Annotated in this window: 15 protein-coding genes; 11 read left to right on the top strand and 4 right to left on the bottom strand. The window is 33.9% G+C overall.

Features of this window, described 5'->3' with window-relative positions; translation table 11 throughout:
• The first annotated feature begins 118 nt into the window (after nucleotides 1-118).
• Nucleotides 119-2,041 (top strand): ABC-F family ATP-binding cassette domain-containing protein, encoded by a 1,923-nt coding sequence (locus LQ598_RS08220; RefSeq protein ID WP_016911757.1) that lies wholly within the window; start codon nucleotides 119-121, stop codon nucleotides 2,039-2,041.
• 509 nt (nucleotides 2,042-2,550) lie between these two features.
• A complete protein-coding gene (locus LQ598_RS08215) occupies nucleotides 2,551-2,721 on the top strand; it encodes a hypothetical protein (protein WP_170166093.1) in 171 nt (56 codons plus the stop codon).
• Between the two features lie 213 nt (nucleotides 2,722-2,934).
• Here the strand turns inward: LQ598_RS08215 and tsaD are convergent, their stop codons facing one another.
• The 4 genes from tsaD to tsaE are packed head-to-tail and all read right to left on the bottom strand — an operon-like array spanning nucleotide 2,935 to nucleotide 5,464.
• Nucleotides 2,935-3,951, bottom strand: coding sequence for a tRNA (adenosine(37)-N6)-threonylcarbamoyltransferase complex transferase subunit TsaD (tsaD, locus tag LQ598_RS08210; protein ID WP_107557189.1), 1,017 nt, complete (start codon nucleotides 3,949-3,951; stop codon nucleotides 2,935-2,937).
• Entirely contained in the window at nucleotides 3,944-4,411 is a 468-nt protein-coding gene (rimI, locus tag LQ598_RS08205; protein ID WP_016911760.1) for a ribosomal protein S18-alanine N-acetyltransferase, read from the bottom strand. The genes tsaD and rimI overlap by 8 nt, the downstream gene beginning before the upstream one ends.
• Nucleotides 4,384-5,049, bottom strand: a complete 666-nt coding sequence (gene tsaB / locus LQ598_RS08200) for a tRNA (adenosine(37)-N6)-threonylcarbamoyltransferase complex dimerization subunit type 1 TsaB (RefSeq protein ID WP_170166094.1) — start codon at nucleotides 5,047-5,049, stop codon at nucleotides 4,384-4,386. The genes rimI and tsaB overlap by 28 nt, the downstream gene beginning before the upstream one ends.
• Nucleotides 5,030-5,464 carry a tRNA (adenosine(37)-N6)-threonylcarbamoyltransferase complex ATPase subunit type 1 TsaE gene (tsaE, locus tag LQ598_RS08195; protein ID WP_226908888.1) on the bottom strand — a complete coding sequence of 145 codons (435 nt, stop codon included), beginning with the start codon at nucleotides 5,462-5,464 and terminating at the stop codon, nucleotides 5,030-5,032. The genes tsaB and tsaE overlap by 20 nt, the downstream gene beginning before the upstream one ends.
• Nucleotides 5,465-5,938: 474 nt before the next feature.
• Between tsaE and ilvD the strand changes: the two genes are divergently transcribed.
• Genes ilvD through ilvA form a run of 9 tightly spaced genes read left to right on the top strand, consistent with a single transcriptional unit; the run spans nucleotide 5,939 to nucleotide 16,722 of the window.
• Complete coding sequence (gene ilvD, locus LQ598_RS08190) at nucleotides 5,939-7,627, top strand: dihydroxy-acid dehydratase (RefSeq protein ID WP_016911763.1); 1,689 nt, start codon at nucleotides 5,939-5,941, stop codon at nucleotides 7,625-7,627.
• Between the two features lie 12 nt (nucleotides 7,628-7,639).
• Nucleotides 7,640-9,373 carry a biosynthetic-type acetolactate synthase large subunit gene (gene ilvB / locus LQ598_RS08185; protein ID WP_107557187.1) on the top strand — a complete coding sequence of 578 codons (1,734 nt, stop codon included), beginning with the start codon at nucleotides 7,640-7,642 and terminating at the stop codon, nucleotides 9,371-9,373.
• Nucleotides 9,373-9,846, top strand: coding sequence for an acetolactate synthase small subunit (ilvN, locus tag LQ598_RS08180; protein ID WP_016911765.1), 474 nt, complete (start codon nucleotides 9,373-9,375; stop codon nucleotides 9,844-9,846). The genes ilvB and ilvN overlap by 1 nt, the downstream gene beginning before the upstream one ends.
• Before the next feature lie 29 nt (nucleotides 9,847-9,875).
• Nucleotides 9,876-10,883, top strand: coding sequence for a ketol-acid reductoisomerase (gene ilvC / locus LQ598_RS08175; protein ID WP_107536764.1), 1,008 nt, complete (start codon nucleotides 9,876-9,878; stop codon nucleotides 10,881-10,883).
• Nucleotides 10,884-10,912: 29 nt separating this feature from the next.
• Nucleotides 10,913-12,445, top strand: a complete 1,533-nt coding sequence (locus tag LQ598_RS08170; protein WP_103323179.1) for a 2-isopropylmalate synthase — start codon at nucleotides 10,913-10,915, stop codon at nucleotides 12,443-12,445.
• A complete protein-coding gene (leuB, locus tag LQ598_RS08165; protein WP_107557186.1) occupies nucleotides 12,442-13,482 on the top strand; it encodes a 3-isopropylmalate dehydrogenase in 1,041 nt (346 codons plus the stop codon). Before LQ598_RS08170 ends, leuB begins: the two co-directional genes overlap by 4 nt.
• A gap of 15 nt (nucleotides 13,483-13,497) precedes the next feature.
• A complete protein-coding gene (gene leuC, locus LQ598_RS08160; RefSeq protein ID WP_107557185.1) occupies nucleotides 13,498-14,871 on the top strand; it encodes a 3-isopropylmalate dehydratase large subunit in 1,374 nt (457 codons plus the stop codon).
• Nucleotides 14,872-15,441 carry a 3-isopropylmalate dehydratase small subunit gene (gene leuD, locus LQ598_RS08155; RefSeq protein ID WP_016911768.1) on the top strand — a complete coding sequence of 190 codons (570 nt, stop codon included), beginning with the start codon at nucleotides 14,872-14,874 and terminating at the stop codon, nucleotides 15,439-15,441.
• 15 nt (nucleotides 15,442-15,456) lie between these two features.
• On the top strand, nucleotides 15,457-16,722 hold the full coding sequence (gene ilvA, locus LQ598_RS08150; protein ID WP_016911769.1) for a threonine ammonia-lyase IlvA: 1,266 nt from the start codon (nucleotides 15,457-15,459) through the stop codon (nucleotides 16,720-16,722).
• Nucleotides 16,723-17,042 lie beyond the last annotated feature (320 nt).

Genomic DNA, 17,042 nt, shown 5'->3' with positions numbered 1-17,042 from the left:
TCTAATGGGTCAATTATATCAAACTTCACGTAAAATAACTATATAAATATTGTATGTCATTTACATACATTTATAAGTCATTTTCATGTAGAATAATAACTAATAGAGAGGTGTAAACATGATACTTTTACAAATAAATAAGTTAGAAAAATCTTTTGACGGTGATGTTATTTTTTCAGATGTCGATTTCGAAGTTAAAACTGGTGAAAGAATTGCAATCGTTGGAAGAAATGGCGCAGGAAAAACAACGCTCATGAAGGTTATTGCCGGTGTCGAAAGTTATGATGCTGGTCACATTTCTAAAGGTAAACAAGTTTCCATGGGATATTTAACACAACAAATGTCTTTAGATTCCGATGATACCGTTATGAATGAAATGAGAAAGCCATTTGAACATGTGATAACAATTGAAGAAAAAATGAAATCATTAACAGATTGGTTAAGCCAACATGCTGATGACTATGATAGCAATACTTATCAAGAAAAATTATCCCAATATGAATCGTTGTCAAATCAATTTGAAGTAATGGGTGGCTATCATTATGAAAGCAAGATCAAAACAGTATTAACTGGATTGAACTTTGTCGAATCAGACTTCGATAGACAAATCCAATCTTTCAGTGGTGGACAAAAAACTAGATTATCAATGGCACAAATGCTATTAAGTGAACCTGATTTATTATTACTTGATGAACCTACTAACCATTTAGATATGGATACAACAGAATGGTTAGAAAACTACTTAGCACATTTTAAAGGCGCTATCGTAATTATCAGTCATGATAGATACTTTTTAGATAAGATAGTCAATCAAGTCTATGATGTTGCCTTAGGTTCTGTAAAAAAATATGTTGGTAATTATAGTAAATTTTTAAAAGAACGTGACGCACATTATGAGAAAGTAATGGCTGAATATGAAAGACAACAAAGTGAAATTAAAAAGTTAGAAACATTTGTGGAAAAGAATATAACACGTGCTTCTACAAGTGGTATGGCAAAAAGTCGTCGTAAAGTGTTAGAAAGAATGGAACGAATCGATAAACCAAGGCTTGATGCAAAGAGTGCTCAAATTTCTTTCGAGATTAATAGAGCAACAGGAGAAGATGTTTTAAAAGTTAATAATTTAGCAATTGGATATTCTAAAAGTATAACGTCAGCCATTAATCTAGAAATTAAACGTCATGACCGTATCGCAATCATCGGACCAAACGGAATCGGTAAATCGACATTAATTAAAACGATTGCTCAAAAAATTCCCGCCTTATCCGGTGATATCACTTTCGGTTCTAATATCCAAATTGGTTATTACGATCAAAAACAAGCGGAATTCAAATCAAATATGACAGTATTAGATTATGTGTGGAATCAATATTCACACATGCCTGAAAAAGATATTAGAACTATTTTAGGAAGATTTTTATTTACACAAGAAGAAGTAAAAAAAATTATTAATGACTTATCTGGTGGAGAAAAAGCACGACTTCAATTAGCTTTATTAATGCTTGAGAAAAATAATGTTCTCATATTAGATGAGCCTACAAACCACTTAGATATTGACTCTAAAGAAATGTTAGAACAAGCATTACAAAATTATGAAGGCACTTTACTTTTTGTATCACATGATCGTTATTTTATTAATGAACTTGCGAACAAGGTATTTCATATCACACAAGAAGGTAATGAACTTTTCCAGGGAGATTACCAATACTATTTAGAAAAACTCGAACAACGTGAGGCAATCAGTAATTACGAACAGAATGAAAGCACATCTACTCAAACTGCTAAAGATGATAATTTCTATACCAATCAAAAACAATTAAAAAAAGAAAAACGTAAACTTGAACGACAATTAGAAGAAATTGAAAATAACATTTCTACTTATGAAGAACAAATTTCTAACTATGAGCATCAACTTACGTTACCAGAAATATTTAATGATATTGAGAAAAGTAATGAAATAAATCATCTCAGAATAGAAGCAGAACGTTTGCTCGAAGAAAGCATGGAAAAATGGGAAGAAATAGAAAGTAAGCTCAATTAACACAAAATCACTAAGGTCATTTTTACACCTTAGTGATTTTTTATGTGAAATATTAACCACATCTTTATTCACACTATAAAGTCTTGTTTTGCAAGTCATCCACAGAGTTATCCTAGTTATCCACAGGTAAAATGTAAAAAGCTATTATTTCCCATCAAAGTTATCCACAAACACATTAAAAGATATACAAAGGTTATCCACAATTTGTGGTTAACTTGTGCACAAGTACAAATGTTCTGTATTGACTTTATGAATATAGCGTGCATTTTATTTAAGGTTCGTAAATATTGTAAATTCACAATGATATTAAGATTAAATAATTAATATCATTGAAAAATTTACTAGATTTAATAATGAAATAGTTTTATAATTTATATAGCCAATTTTCTTGTTTTGTACACTTTAGTTATAAGGTTGCACTTGCTAAATTATTTAATTTACTTAAGTGTTTAGAGTTAAATTTCATTGATTAATTGGTCTTGTGTTTAATACAGAAGGGATGATGATTTATGAATAATACTAACATTGAGAGTTACACATCAAAAGCTAAAGAATTGCTCAAACATAAGATTATAACTAAGGAAGAGTACGAACAACGTATTAAAGACTACACGGATTATACGAATAGTGAAGGCAAATATTCTAGAAAACAAGAAAAGCTTGGGACATTAACTTACTAGATTAATATAAAAGAGCGTGAAGTCGTTGAGGCAAGCATGCACTTTCAAAATCGTATATTATGTAAAAAATAACAACTCATTTCTAGCTGAATAAATCAGTGAAATGAGTTGTTATTTATTTTGAGTTGAGACATAAATGTCCTAAGCTCTTCTTACTATTCTATATATGCATTAGCTGCTTTAACGCTTTTAGTGCAATAATACAATTGCTACTTAATTAAAGTCTTCAAGATCTAAAGAATTTTTTCCATTTAATTTCATATCGGAAAATCGTTTTTTTTCATATAAGAAATGCGCTATAGAACCTATCATTGCGGCATTGTCTGTACATAAGTTTAAAGGTGGAATACTTAATTCAATACCAAGCTTGTTAGTTTCTAATTCTAAAGCGTCTCTTAAGCCTTTATTAGCTGCTACTCCTCCAGCCACAATTAAATGTTCAACATCATATTCTTTAACTGCAGACATTGTTTTACCAACTAATACTTCAACAACACTATTTTGAAAGCTCGTAGCGACATCTTCTTTAATAATTTCTTCATTCTTTTGTTTTTTATTATGCAATGTATTAATCACTGCACTTTTTAATCCACTAAAACTAAAATCATAGCTACCTTTTTCTAACCATACTCTAGGGAAATTCAATGTATCTTGCCCTATTTGAGCGAGTCTATCAACTTCAGGTCCACCTGGATACGGTAAGCCTATTGTTCTTGCAACTTTATCGTAAGCTTCTCCTACAGCATCATCTCGTGTTTCACCAATAATTTCAAAATCAAGATGATCTTTCATATATATTAGTTCAGTATGTCCTCCAGATACTATAAGCGCGATTAAAGGAAACTGTAATGGTTTAACGAGATGATTAGCATAAATATGACCACCAATATGATGAACAGGAATGAGTGGTTTTTGATGGCTAAAAGCTAATGCTTTTGCACTTGCTACACCTACCAATAATGCACCTATTAAGCCTGGTCCTTCAGTTACTGCTATAGCGTCTATATCATCTATTTTCATATTTGCATTTTTTAAAGCTTCGTCTATAACTTGGGTCATGACTTCAACATGTTGTCTACTTGCTACTTCTGGTACAACGCCACCAAACTTTTTGTGAGTCATCATTTGCGTTACCACTTCATTACTTATAATTTCGTTACCATTTTTAATTACGCTAGCTGCTGTTTCATCACAACTTGTTTCTATACTTAATATAATAGATTCAGACATTTTTTAAACTCACCCACATCACTTTTGCATCCTCTCCGTCGCCATAATAATTTCTTCTGACACCACCATAAGTAAAACCTGCTTTTTCATAAATATGTCTAGCGGCTTTATTTTCTACTCTTACTTCTAAACTCATTGTCGTACAAGTCGCGCTTGCAAAATTCATGACATATTCTAAAAGTAATTGCCCTATTCCATTACTTCTATATGATTGATCTACCGAAATAGTCGTTATTTGTGCTTGATCAATAACAAGCCATATTCCACAATAAGCAATAATTTCGTCACCTAAAGATACTACAAAATAATGTGCAAATTCATTTTTTTCTAATTCATGATAAAAAGCTTCTAACGACCACGAGCTATTTGTAAAACTTTTATTTTCAATTTTGTATACTTGAGGTACATCTTCAATAGTCATTTTTCTAATTTCTAATGCTTCGTTTGATTGTTTTTCCAATTTTGCTCCGCCTCTGATAGTTTTAAATATCGTGGTTTCAATTCATGAACGTTTGTAACTGGTTGTTCTTTGATTTGGTACATAAGTGAAGCATCAGGTAAATTAGATTGGGTTCTACCTTCTAATTTATCTTTTAAAGCAACTGTATCACTGCCCACAAATATATAAGTTTGATTCGTATGCTTTAAGTAGTCATTTAATTCTTCAATAGAAATATAACAATCTTCTTTAACTTCTATTAACTTGTCATCATGATATTTATAAACACCTGTAAACACATGATCTCTTCTTGCATTGAATATAGGGACGATTAAATCTGTTTTATGATCGCATGTCTTGGCTAAAGCTTTTAATGAAGAAACTTCATATAGTGGTATATCCAACGAATACGCCAAAGTTTTGGCTGTTGTTATACCGATTCTCAATCCTGTATAAGAACCTGGACCATTGGCTACAACAATTTCCGTTAAAGCTTTAGGTGAAATATTCGCTTCTTCCATTAAAGATTCTATAACAGGCATTAATTGTAATGAATGATTTTTCTTTATATTTGATTGATAGTTTAATAAAACCTTCCCCTCATTAACAAGTGATACGGCTAACGGTTGATTTGAAGTATCAATTAATAATGTTGTCATCATCTAACACTTCCTTTATTTGTTTATAGTGTTCACCTTTTGGAATAATTTCAAACAATCTTTTGTTTTCTTCTATATATTTAATGTTAATTTCTAAACGCTCTTCGGGTAAGAAGTCTTCAATATATTCACTCCACTCAATGAGTGTTACTGCATCCGAATTAAAATACTCATCAAAGCCTAAATCTTCATCGCTATTTTCTAGTCTGTAGCAATCCATATGATGAAAAGGCAATCTTCCCTTATATGACTTTATAATATTAAAGGTAGGTGAATTAATTGTTCTCTTAACGCCTAAAGCCTTTCCGAAATATTGGCTAAAAGTTGTTTTTCCAGCTCCTAAATCGCCATTTAATAAAATAACATCGTTTTCAGTTACGACTTGAGCTAATTTTTCAGCTAGTTTTTTCGTCATTTCTAATGATTCAACTTGAATAAACATAATTTGGCACCTACCTTTTACTTTACTTAAACTAACTGAATTATTATAACAAATATTTAATTAATTGGGTAATGAATGATTTAAACACAACTAAAACGCTTTCATTATCTAAATTTTTAGAAAAATCTAAATTCTCTGTTGACATGTAATGATATATGGGTTAAATTTAGAACATAAATTTTTTAACTATTCAAAAATCTTAATACAAAATATCGTTCACATTTGAGAAGAAAGGAAGAGTTGTAATGAATTTTAATATGACAGCAAACAAACCGACAATCGAATACAGCATATTAGTAATTTTATTACGCTCAGAAGGACTCGAACAACAGTAAGCATTAATTTACTGTATGGTTTAAGTCCTATTTCTACTTGAATGGGACTGAAAGCAGCGTCCCAGTTATTTATTGGGGCGTTGCTTTTTTATTTTTCTAGAGGAGTGTAATTATGAGAAGTGACATGATCAAAAAAGGTGACCAACAAGCACCTGCAAGAAGCTTATTACATGCAACAGGACAAATCAAAGACCCGACAGATATGAACAAACCATTCATCGCGATTTGTAATTCTTACATTGATATTGTCCCAGGACATGTTCATTTAAGAGAATTAGCAGATGTAGCTAAAGAAGCGATTAGAGAAGCAGGTGGTATACCTTTCGAATTTAATACGATTGGTGTCGATGATGGAATAGCAATGGGCCATATTGGAATGCGCTACTCATTACCAAGTAGAGAAGTAATTGCTGACGCAGCAGAAACTGTAATCAATGCTCACTGGTTCGACGGCGTGTTCTACATGCCAAACTGTGACAAGATTACACCGGGTATGCTATTAGCTTCGGTAAGAACTAACGTACCTGCAATCTTTTGCTCAGGCGGTCCAATGAAAGCTGGATTATCAGCTACTGGTAAAGCTTTAACATTATCATCAATGTTTGAAGCGGTCGGTTCTTTCAAAGGTGGTTCAATGTCGAAAGAAGAATTTTTAGATATGGAACAGAATGCATGCCCTACTTGTGGTTCATGTGCAGGTATGTTCACAGCTAATTCAATGAACTGTTTAATGGAAGTATTAGGATTAGCATTACCTTTTAATGGTACAGCTATCGCAGTCGGTGAAGAAAGAAGAGAATTAATTCGTGAAGCAGCATTTAAACTAATGGATTTAGTTAAGAAAGACATTAAACCTAAAGATATTATTACTAAAGATGCAATTGACGATGCTTTCGCTCTAGATATGGCAATGGGTGGTTCAACTAATACCGTCCTTCATACATTAGCTTTAGCAAATGAAGCAGGTATTGAATACGACTTAAACCGAGTCAATGAAATTGCTAAACGCACACCTTACCTATCTAAAATTGCACCAAGTTCTTCATACTCAATGCACGATGTCCATGAAGCTGGTGGTGTTCCAGCCATTATCGGAGAACTATTAAAAATGGATAATGTGCTTCATCCAGACCGCATTACCGTTACTGGTCAAACATTACGAGAAAATAACGAAAATAGAGAAATTAAAAATAAAGATGTCATTCATACAAGAGATAATGCTTTCTCTGAAACTGGTGGATTATCAATGCTATTTGGTAACATTGCGCCGGATGGTGCGGCAATCAAAGTTGGTGGCGTTGATCCTTCAATCAAAAAATTCGTCGGCAAAGCAATTTGCTTTAGCTCACATGATGAAGCAGTAGAAGCTATTGATAACCACACTGTTCGAGAAGGACACGTAGTTGTCATTCGATACGAAGGACCTAAAGGCGGACCTGGAATGCCTGAAATGTTAGCCCCTACTTCATCTATCGTAGGTAGAGGATTAGGTAAAGATGTCGCATTAATAACGGACGGTCGTTTCTCAGGAGCTACAAGAGGTGTCGCGGTTGGACATATTTCACCAGAAGCTGCGGCTGGCGGTCCTATTGGATTAATCGAAGACGGTGATGAAATCGTCATTGATTTAATTAACCGTAAATTAGATGTAAGTGTTTCTGACGCTGAATTACATGCTAGAAAACAACATATTGAACCATTTAAAGCTAAAGTTAAGACTGGTTATCTTGCAAGATATACAGCCCTTGTTACAAGTGCAAATACAGGTGGCGTCTTGAAAGTACCAGACGAACTAATTTAAGGAGTGATTTGCATGGCACTAACTACTAAATCATACAAAGAACCAGATGAAGCAACTAAAGAAAAGGCAATAACTTACACGGGTGCTGAACTGCTCGTACAATCATTTATTGACCAAAAAGTCGATTACATCTTTGGATATCCTGGTGGTGCAGTCTTACCTTTATATGATGCTTTCTATGAAGGTAAAGTGCCTCATATTCTAACGAGACACGAACAAGGTGCTGTTCACGCTGCTGAAGGATATGCAAGAGTTACTGGTAAACCTGGCGTGGTAGTTGTAACAAGTGGACCTGGCGCGACTAATACGATTACTGGTATTGCTGATGCAATGAGTGATTCAATTCCTCTCATTGTAATCACTGGCCAAGTTCATCGCCCTGGCATTGGTAAAGATGCTTTCCAAGAAGCTGATTTACTTTCAATGACAACACCTATTACGAAGCATAACTATCAAGTAACAGATGTAAAAGATATTCCAAAAATTATTGATGAAGCTTTCCATATTGCTTCAACTGGACGTAAAGGACCTGTCGTAATTGATTTCCCTAAAGATATCGGCGTACTTGAAACAGTTGAAGTTTCACCTAGAAAGCTTGATTTACCGGGTTATCATGTTGACTTAAATCCTGAAGATAAAGAAATCGAACAGTTTATTAAAATGATCCGTTTAGCTGAAAAGCCATTGATTCTAGCTGGAGCAGGTGTTAATCACGCTGAAGCTTCAAAAGAGCTTACAGCATTTGCGAATAAATACAAAATACCTGTAGTGAACACTTTGTTAGGTCTTGGCTCTATCCCCTACTCTGACCCTTTATTTTTAGGTATGGGCGGTATGCACGGATCATACGCTAGTAATATGGCGTTAACAGAATGTGATTTACTAATTAATATTGGTAGCAGATTTGATGACCGTCTAGCAAGCAATCCAGATGATTTTGCTAAAGACGCTAAAGTCATTCATGTTGATATTGATCCATGTGAAATCAACAAGATTATTCCTACTGATTTAGGTATTATTGCCGATGCAAAACAAACTCTAGAATTGCTTTTAGAATATGATGTACACGAAATTACGCATCATGAATGGTATGAACATTGCCTATCTAACAAAGCAACATACCCATTTAAATATGACAAACCAACTGACGACTTTGTTAAACCACAACAAGCAATTGAGTATATTGGTAAAATCACTAACGGTGATGCACTTGTCGCTACAGATGTAGGGCAACACCAAATGTGGGTTGCGCAATATTATCCATTTAAGACACATGGTCAGATTATTACAAGTGGTGGTTTAGGCACAATGGGCTTTGGTATTCCAGCAGCAATGGGTGCAAAGTTTGCATTTCCAGATAAAACTGTTGTTGCAGTTGTTGGTGACGGTGGTTTCCAAATGACAAATCAAGAGATGGCCATTCTCAATGAATTTGATAATGACATTAAGATTGTCTTAATTAACAACGGTGCATTAGGAATGGTTAAACAATGGCAAGATAAGTTTTATAGCCAACGTTTTTCTCACTCTGTATTTTCAGGACAGCCTGACTTTATGAAACTTTCAGAAAGCTATGGCGTTCAAAGTTTCATGATTGATTCTAATGAGAAATTAGAATCAACATTAGATGAAGCATTTGCTCATAAAGGTCCTGCCCTAATCGAAATTAGAATTTCCCCTTCTGAGCCAGTACTTCCTATGGTTCCTAGTGGACAACCAAACTATAAGATGGAGGGCGTGGAATAATGAAAAGAACAATTAAGACTCAAGTACTCGACAGAGCGGGTACCCTCAACCGACTTACAAGCATTTTTGTAAGGAGACAATACAACATTGTTTCTCTTTCAGCAACGCCAACTGAAACTGAGGGCATTACGAACATTACATTTATCGTAGATGTTTCAGATGAAAGCAGTACAGAAACAATTATTAAACAATTAGAAAAACAGGTGAATGTAATATCAGCTTTAGATATTACAGAAACGAATCTTTTTAATAGAGAGCTTATTTTAATTAAGTTAGGTCATCCTACAGATTATAAATCTTTCGAAAAATTGATTCAGCCTTATGAGGATCAACTTACTATTTTAAAAGATGTTGAAGATCATATTTATTTACAAGCATTTGGAACCCATCAAACAATAGAAAATCTATTGGATGATTTAAAAATATATCCAGTGACACAAGTATCACGAACAGGTTCTGCAGGATTACTATAAAATAAAACAATTTAATGGAGGCATTTATTATGACTAAAGTATATTATGACAACACGGTAACAGAGGACGCATTACAAGGTAAAAAAATTGCAGTTATTGGTTATGGTTCACAAGGACATGCACATTCACAAAACTTAAAAGATAACGGCTATGATGTTGTGATTGGTATTCGTCCAGGTAAATCATTTGATCAAGCTAAAGAAGATGGTTTTGAAGTTTATCCAGTAGCTGAAGCAGTTAAACAATCTGACGTTGTAATGATTCTATTACCAGATGAAATTCAAGGACAAGTATATAAAGAAGAAATTGAACCTAACTTAGAGGAAGGTAATGCTTTAGTATTTGCTCATGGATTTAACATTCATTTTAAAGTCATTCAACCACCTGAAAATGTTGATGTATTCTTAGTAGCACCTAAAGGACCTGGTCATTTAGTTAGACGTACATTCGCTGAAGGTAGTGCTGTACCAGCACTTTACGCGGTATACCAAGACGCTACTGGTAAAGCAACTCAATTAGCATTAAGTTATGCAAAAGGTATTGGCGCAACTAGAGCTGGCGTAATTGGTACAAGCTTTGAAGAAGAAACTGAAACAGACTTATTCGGTGAACAAGCAGTACTTTGTGGCGGTGTTACAAAACTTATTCAATCTGGCTTTGAAACATTAGTTGAAGCGGGATACCAACCAGAAATCGCTTATTTCGAAGTATTACATGAAATGAAATTAATTGTTGATTTAATGTATGAAGGCGGAATGGAAAACATGCGTTATTCTATTTCAAATACTGCAGAATTTGGTGACTATGTATCAGGTGAACGTGTTATCACACCAGATGTTAAAGATAATATGAAAGCAGTGCTAAAAGATATCCAAACTGGTGCTTTCAGTGATCGCTTCATTAAAGATAATGAAAATGGCTTTGAAGAATTCTTGAAAATGCGCAAAACACAACAAGGACACCAAATTGAGTCAGTTGGTAGAGAATTACGTGACATGATGCCATTCGTTAAAGCTAAGAGTATTCAGTCTAAATAAACGTATTAGAACTTAAGGAGAGGATTATTATGTCAGATCATATTCAAATATTCGATACAACACTTAGAGACGGAGAACAGACACCAGGCGTAAACTTTTCATTTGATGAACGTCTCAAAATTGCAAAACAACTAGAAAAATGGGGAGTCGATGTAATAGAAGCTGGCTTCCCCGCTTCTAGCGAAGGCAGTTTTAAATCAGTAGAAAGTATTGCGAAAGCATTAACGACAACTGCAGTTTGTGGCTTAGCTAGATGTAAAAAGTCAGACATTGATGCTGTTCATGAATCAACAAAAGAAGCACAACATAGACAAATTCATATCTTTTTAGCTACTAGCCCTATTCACTTAGAATACAAATTAAAAATGACAGAAGATGAAGTTATAGCATCTATCACTGAAAATGTTACTTATGCAAAAACAATATTTGAAAAAGTACAATTTTCACCAGAAGATGCAACGAGAACACCTTTACCATTTTTAATTAAAGCTGTTCAAACGGCAGTTGATGCTGGTGCAGATATTATCAATATTCCTGATACTGTTGGTTATTCGTATCCTTCAGAATATGGTCAACTCTTTAAGACTCTAATTGAAACAGTTAAAAGTGATCATGAAGTCATTTATAGCTCTCATTGTCATGATGATTTAGGTCTTGCTGTAGCAAATGGCCTTGCTGCTTTTGAAAATGGCGCTCGTAGAGTTGAAGGTGCTATTAATGGTATTGGTGAACGTGCAGGCAACACTGCATTAGAAGAAATTGCCCTAGCACTTCACGTTAGACAAGATCATTATAATCTCTCAACTAATATCAACTTATCTGAGACTAAAAATACGAGTGATATGGTAAGTAGATATTCAGGCCTTCGAGTCCCAAGAAATAAAGCAATTGTTGGTAAAAATGCTTTCAGTCATGAATCAGGTATACATCAAGATGGTATTCTGAAAAACCCTGAAACATATGAAATTATGACGCCACAACTTGTTGGTGTTGTTAAAAATTCATTACCTCTTGGTAAATTATCTGGAAGACATGCCTTCAGTGAAAAGCTTGTTGAACTAGGATATGATCTATCTCCTGATGAACAAGTGGAAGTGTTCAAACAATTCAAATCAGTTGCAGATAAGAAAAAACAAGTAACAGATCGTGATATTCACGCCATTTTACAAGGTACTGAACATGAAGAGAATGCTTATTATAAAGTGAAAGCTCTTCAACTACAATTTGTATCTAATGGACTACAAAGTTCTGTAGTCGTTATTGAAGATAAAGAAGGTAATACTTATCAAGATTCTTCTATTGGTTCAGGTTCTATCACATCAATTTATAATGCAATAGATAGAATATTTGATTATTCACCTGAATTACAACAATATCGAATTGAATCTATTACAGAAGGTACAGATGCACAAGCTGAAGTACATGTACAAGTACAATTTGAAGATGAAATATTTACTGGTATAGGTATTGATTATGATATCTTATATGCATCTTGCAAAGCGTATGTAGAAGCTCACGCAAAACACAGTGAAAACACAGTGAAAGAAGGCGTAAAGTCATGACATACAAAATCACTGCCCTACCCGGTGATGGTATCGGCCCAGAGATTTTAAAAGGTAGTATTGAAATATTAGAAACACTTTCAAAAAAGTTTCAGTTTGAATATGACTTAGTTACTAAAGATTTTGGAGGTATCGCCATTGATAAACATGGCGAGCCTTTACCTCCAGATACTTTAGAAGCATGTCGAAATAGTGACGCAATATTGTTAGGTGCTGTAGGTGGTCCGAAATGGACGGATCCTAAAAATAGACCAGAACATGGCTTATTGGGTATTAGAAAAGCTCTAAACCTATTTGCTAATATTAGACCAACAATCGTTACTGAATCAACTGCTCACCTTTCTCCTCTTAAAGAATCAATAGTTAAAGATACTGATTTTATAATCGTTCGAGAATTAACTGGAGGCCTTTATTTTGGAGAACCTAAGTATTTCAACGATGATCAAGCCGTTGACACATTAACGTATACTACAGATGAAATTACAAGAATTGCTCATATAGCTTTCAAATTAGCATCAAAAAGGAATGAAATTGTAACATCGGTGGATAAAGAAAATGTTTTAAGTTCTTCTAAATTATGGAGAAAAACTTTGGAACAAGTTTCAAAAGAATACCCAGACGTAACATTGAATCATCTATTAGTTGATGCTTGCAGTATGCATCTTATAACGAATCCAAAACAATTTGATGTTATCGTAACAGAAAATTTATTCGGAGATATTCTAAGTGATGAAGCTTCTGTCATTCCAGGTTCATTAGGGTTATCACCTTCTGCTAGTTTTGGTGAAAATAGACCGAGTTTATATGAACCGATACATGGTTCTGCACCGGATATTGCAGGTCAAAATAAGGCGAATCCTAGTGGTATGCTCTTATCTTTAGCAATGTGTATTCGTGAAAGTCTACATCAACCTGAATGTGCTCAACATTTAGAAGATATTGTTTTTAATACAATTAAAAATGGTATTGCAACAAAGGATTTAGGTGGCAACAACAGCACATCTGAAGTCTTCGAAGCAATTAAACAATCAATTTAGAAGGAGGAAAACGACATGTCTCAAACATTATTTGATAAAGTATGGAATCGACATATAATAGCTGGTAAAGAAGGTGATCCCCAATTATTATACATCGACTTACACCTTATCCATGAAGTTACATCTCCTCAAGCATTCGAAGGCTTAAGATTGCAAAATAGAAAAGTGAGACGCCCTGATCGAACTTTTGGAACACTTGATCATAATGTTCCTACAATTGATATATTCAATATTAGAGATGAAATTGCTAATAAACAAATTAATGCTTTACAAAAGAACTGTGAAGCATTTGGTGTAAAGTTATTTGATATGGGTTCAGATGAACAAGGTATCGTGCATATGGTTGGTCCAGAAACAGGTTTAACTCAACCAGGTAAAACAATCGTATGTGGTGATTCACATACAGCTACGCATGGCGCATTCGGTGCAATTGCATTTGGTATAGGGACAAGTGAAGTAGAACATGTCTTTGCAACTCAAACACTATGGCAAACTAAACCTAAAAACTTAAAAATACAAGTAGACGGTACCCTACCAACAGGTGTTTATGCTAAAGATATAATTCTATATTTAATTAATCAATATGGAGTTGATTTTGGTTCTGGATACGCACTAGAATTCGCAGGTGAAGCTATTTCCAATATGACAATGGACGAGCGAATGACTATATGTAATATGGCCATTGAGGCTGGTGCTAAATACGGAATAATGAAACCAGATGAAACAACTTTTGAATATGTCAAAGGTCGTGAATATCAACCTGAAAACTTTGAAGAAATGGTAGAAGATTGGAAAACGCTATATTCTGATGAAGATGCTACTTACGATAAAGTTATTACAGTTGATATAAGTAATCTAGAGCCGCAAGTTACTTGGGGTACTAGTCCTGAAATGGGCGTAAACTTTAGCACACCTTTCCCAGATGTTAAAGATATAAACGATGAAAGAGCATATAACTATATGGGACTTAAACCTGGTCAAACAGCTCGAGATATCCCATTAGGTTATGTATTCCTAGGTTCTTGTACAAATGCGAGACTTTCAGATTTAATTGAAGCAAGTAAAATAGTTGATGGACATAAAGTTCACCAAGATATTACAGCTATTGTTGTACCAGGTTCAAGAAGTGTTAAGCTGCAAGCTGAAGCACTTGGATTAGACAAAATTTTCAAAGATGCAGGTTTTGATTGGCGTGAACCTGGATGTTCAATGTGTCTTGGCATGAATCCTGATCAAGTACCTAATGGTGTACATTGCGCATCTACTAGTAACCGTAACTTTGAAGGGCGCCAAGGTAAAGGTGCTAGAACACATCTCGTATCTCCAGCAATGGCTGCTGCCGCTGCTATAAACGGAAGATTTGTAGATACTAGAAAGGTGGTCATTTAAATGGAACCAATTAATATATTTAATGGAAAGACCGTTCCCCTACTAAATGATAATATTGATACTGATCAAATTATTCCTAAAGTCTTTTTAAAACGAATTTCTAAAACTGGATTTGGTCCATTTTTATTCGACGAATGGCGTTATCTTGAAGATGGTTCTGAGAATCCAGATTTTAATTTAAATAAACCTGAATATAAAGGCGCAAGTATATTAATCTCTGGTGACAATTTTGGTTGTGGTTCATCAAGAGAACATGCCGCTTGGGCTCTTAAAGACTTCGGATTCTTTATTATTATTGCAGGTAGCTTTAGTGATATTTTTTATATGAACTGTACCAAAAATGGTATGTTACCTATTGTTATAGAAAATAAAATTGATAGAGAAGCTATTGCTCAGCATAGTGATATAACAATTGATTTACCAAATCAAGAGATCATTACTCCTGAAGCGAAATATCATTTTGATATTGATGCAACATGGAAAAATAAACTTGTTAATGGATTAGACGACATAGCTATTACATTAACTTACGAAGATCAAATAAGCCAATATGAAAAAATGCACAACTAATTTAGGAGTGATAGAATGACCTTAAAAACACGTTTAAGTGCCGAAGATATAGAAGAAGCCTTTTTAAAACTAAAAGACACTGTTAAACAAACACCATTAGAAAAAGATATGTATTTATCACAGAAATTTGATTGCAATGTATATTTAAAAAGAGAAGACTTACAATGGGTCCGTTCTTTTAAATTACGTGGTGCTTATTATGCTATTAATCAATTAACTGATGAAGAAAGAGCAAACGGTGTTAGTTGTGCTAGCGCTGGTAACCATGCGCAAGGTATTGCATTTACTGCTAAACAACTTGAAATTAAAGCTGTTATTTTCATGCCAGTTACAACTCCAGCACAAAAAATTAATCAAGTGAAATTTTTCGGCGGTGAATTTGTTCAAATAGAATTAATTGGCGATACATTTGATGATTGCTTAAAACATGCTTTAGATTACACAAATGAATTTGGCCTAAGCTTTATTGACCCATTCGATAATATTAATACGATTGCTGGGCAAGGCACTATCGCTAAAGAAATGGTAGACTTTGCTAATGAAGAAAGTATCAATTTCGACTATTGTTTTGCAGCAATTGGTGGCGGTGGCCTCATTTCTGGTGTTGGTACATATTTAAAAGAAAACATGCCAACTACTAAAGTCATTGGCGTAGAACCACTAGGCGCAAGTAGTATGGCTCAATCAGTGAAAGCAAACAAAATTGTTACGCTAACTGATATAGATAAATTTGTAGACGGTGCTTCAGTTGGAAAAGTTGGTCAATTAACATTTGAGATTTCAAAAAATGTCGTAGATGATTTTGTTGCTGTTGATGAAGGAGAAGTTTGTAGTACAATTCTAGACATGTATTCAAAACAAGCTATTATAGCTGAACCAGCAGGAGCTTTAAGTGTTACTGCCCTCAATCATTATAAAAATGAGATTAAAGGTAAAAATGTCGTGTGTATCGTAAGTGGTGGTAATAACGATATTAATAGAATGAAAGAAATCGAAGAAAGATCTCTTTTATTTGAAGATATGAAACATTATTTTATTGTTAATTTCCCACAAAGACCAGGGGCATTAAGAGAATTTGTAAATGACGTATTAGGGCCCCATGATGATATTACTAAATTTGAATACTTAAAAAAATCTAGTCAAAATACTGGTTCTGTTATTATCGGCATACAGCTTAAAGATCATAATGACCTTGACCAACTATACAAAAACGTCAGCGAATTTGATCCTAAGTACATTTATATTAATCAAAACAAGATGCTTTATTCTCTACTTATTTAAAGTTAGTTGCTATAAAGTAAATAATCATTCTAAAAAACCATTTCATCAATTAGATTGTTCTCTAATGATGAAATGGTTTTTAATATATCGATTGTTCAATAATCCTATTCTAGTTCTAAAGTCAGATAAAACACGATATCCTTTTATGGTTACTATAGACATATATACTTGATAACTATTTAAAGTTCTAGTTTAATCTTTCTTATTTTATGCTTTTGAATTTTTACATAAAAAAAGAGACCTAACAGGTCTCGAGTGCGGCTCATCGCATCCATTTATAAATATTTGCCCGGCAACGTCCTACTCTCGCGGAACGTAAG

The sequence above is a fragment of the Mammaliicoccus sp. F-M27 genome, assembly GCF_022387115.1.
Taxonomy (GTDB): Bacteria; Bacillota; Bacilli; order Staphylococcales; family Staphylococcaceae; genus Mammaliicoccus; species Mammaliicoccus vitulinus.
Note: the sequence above shows the minus strand (reverse complement) of the source record. Positions and strands in the feature narration are given on the sequence as shown.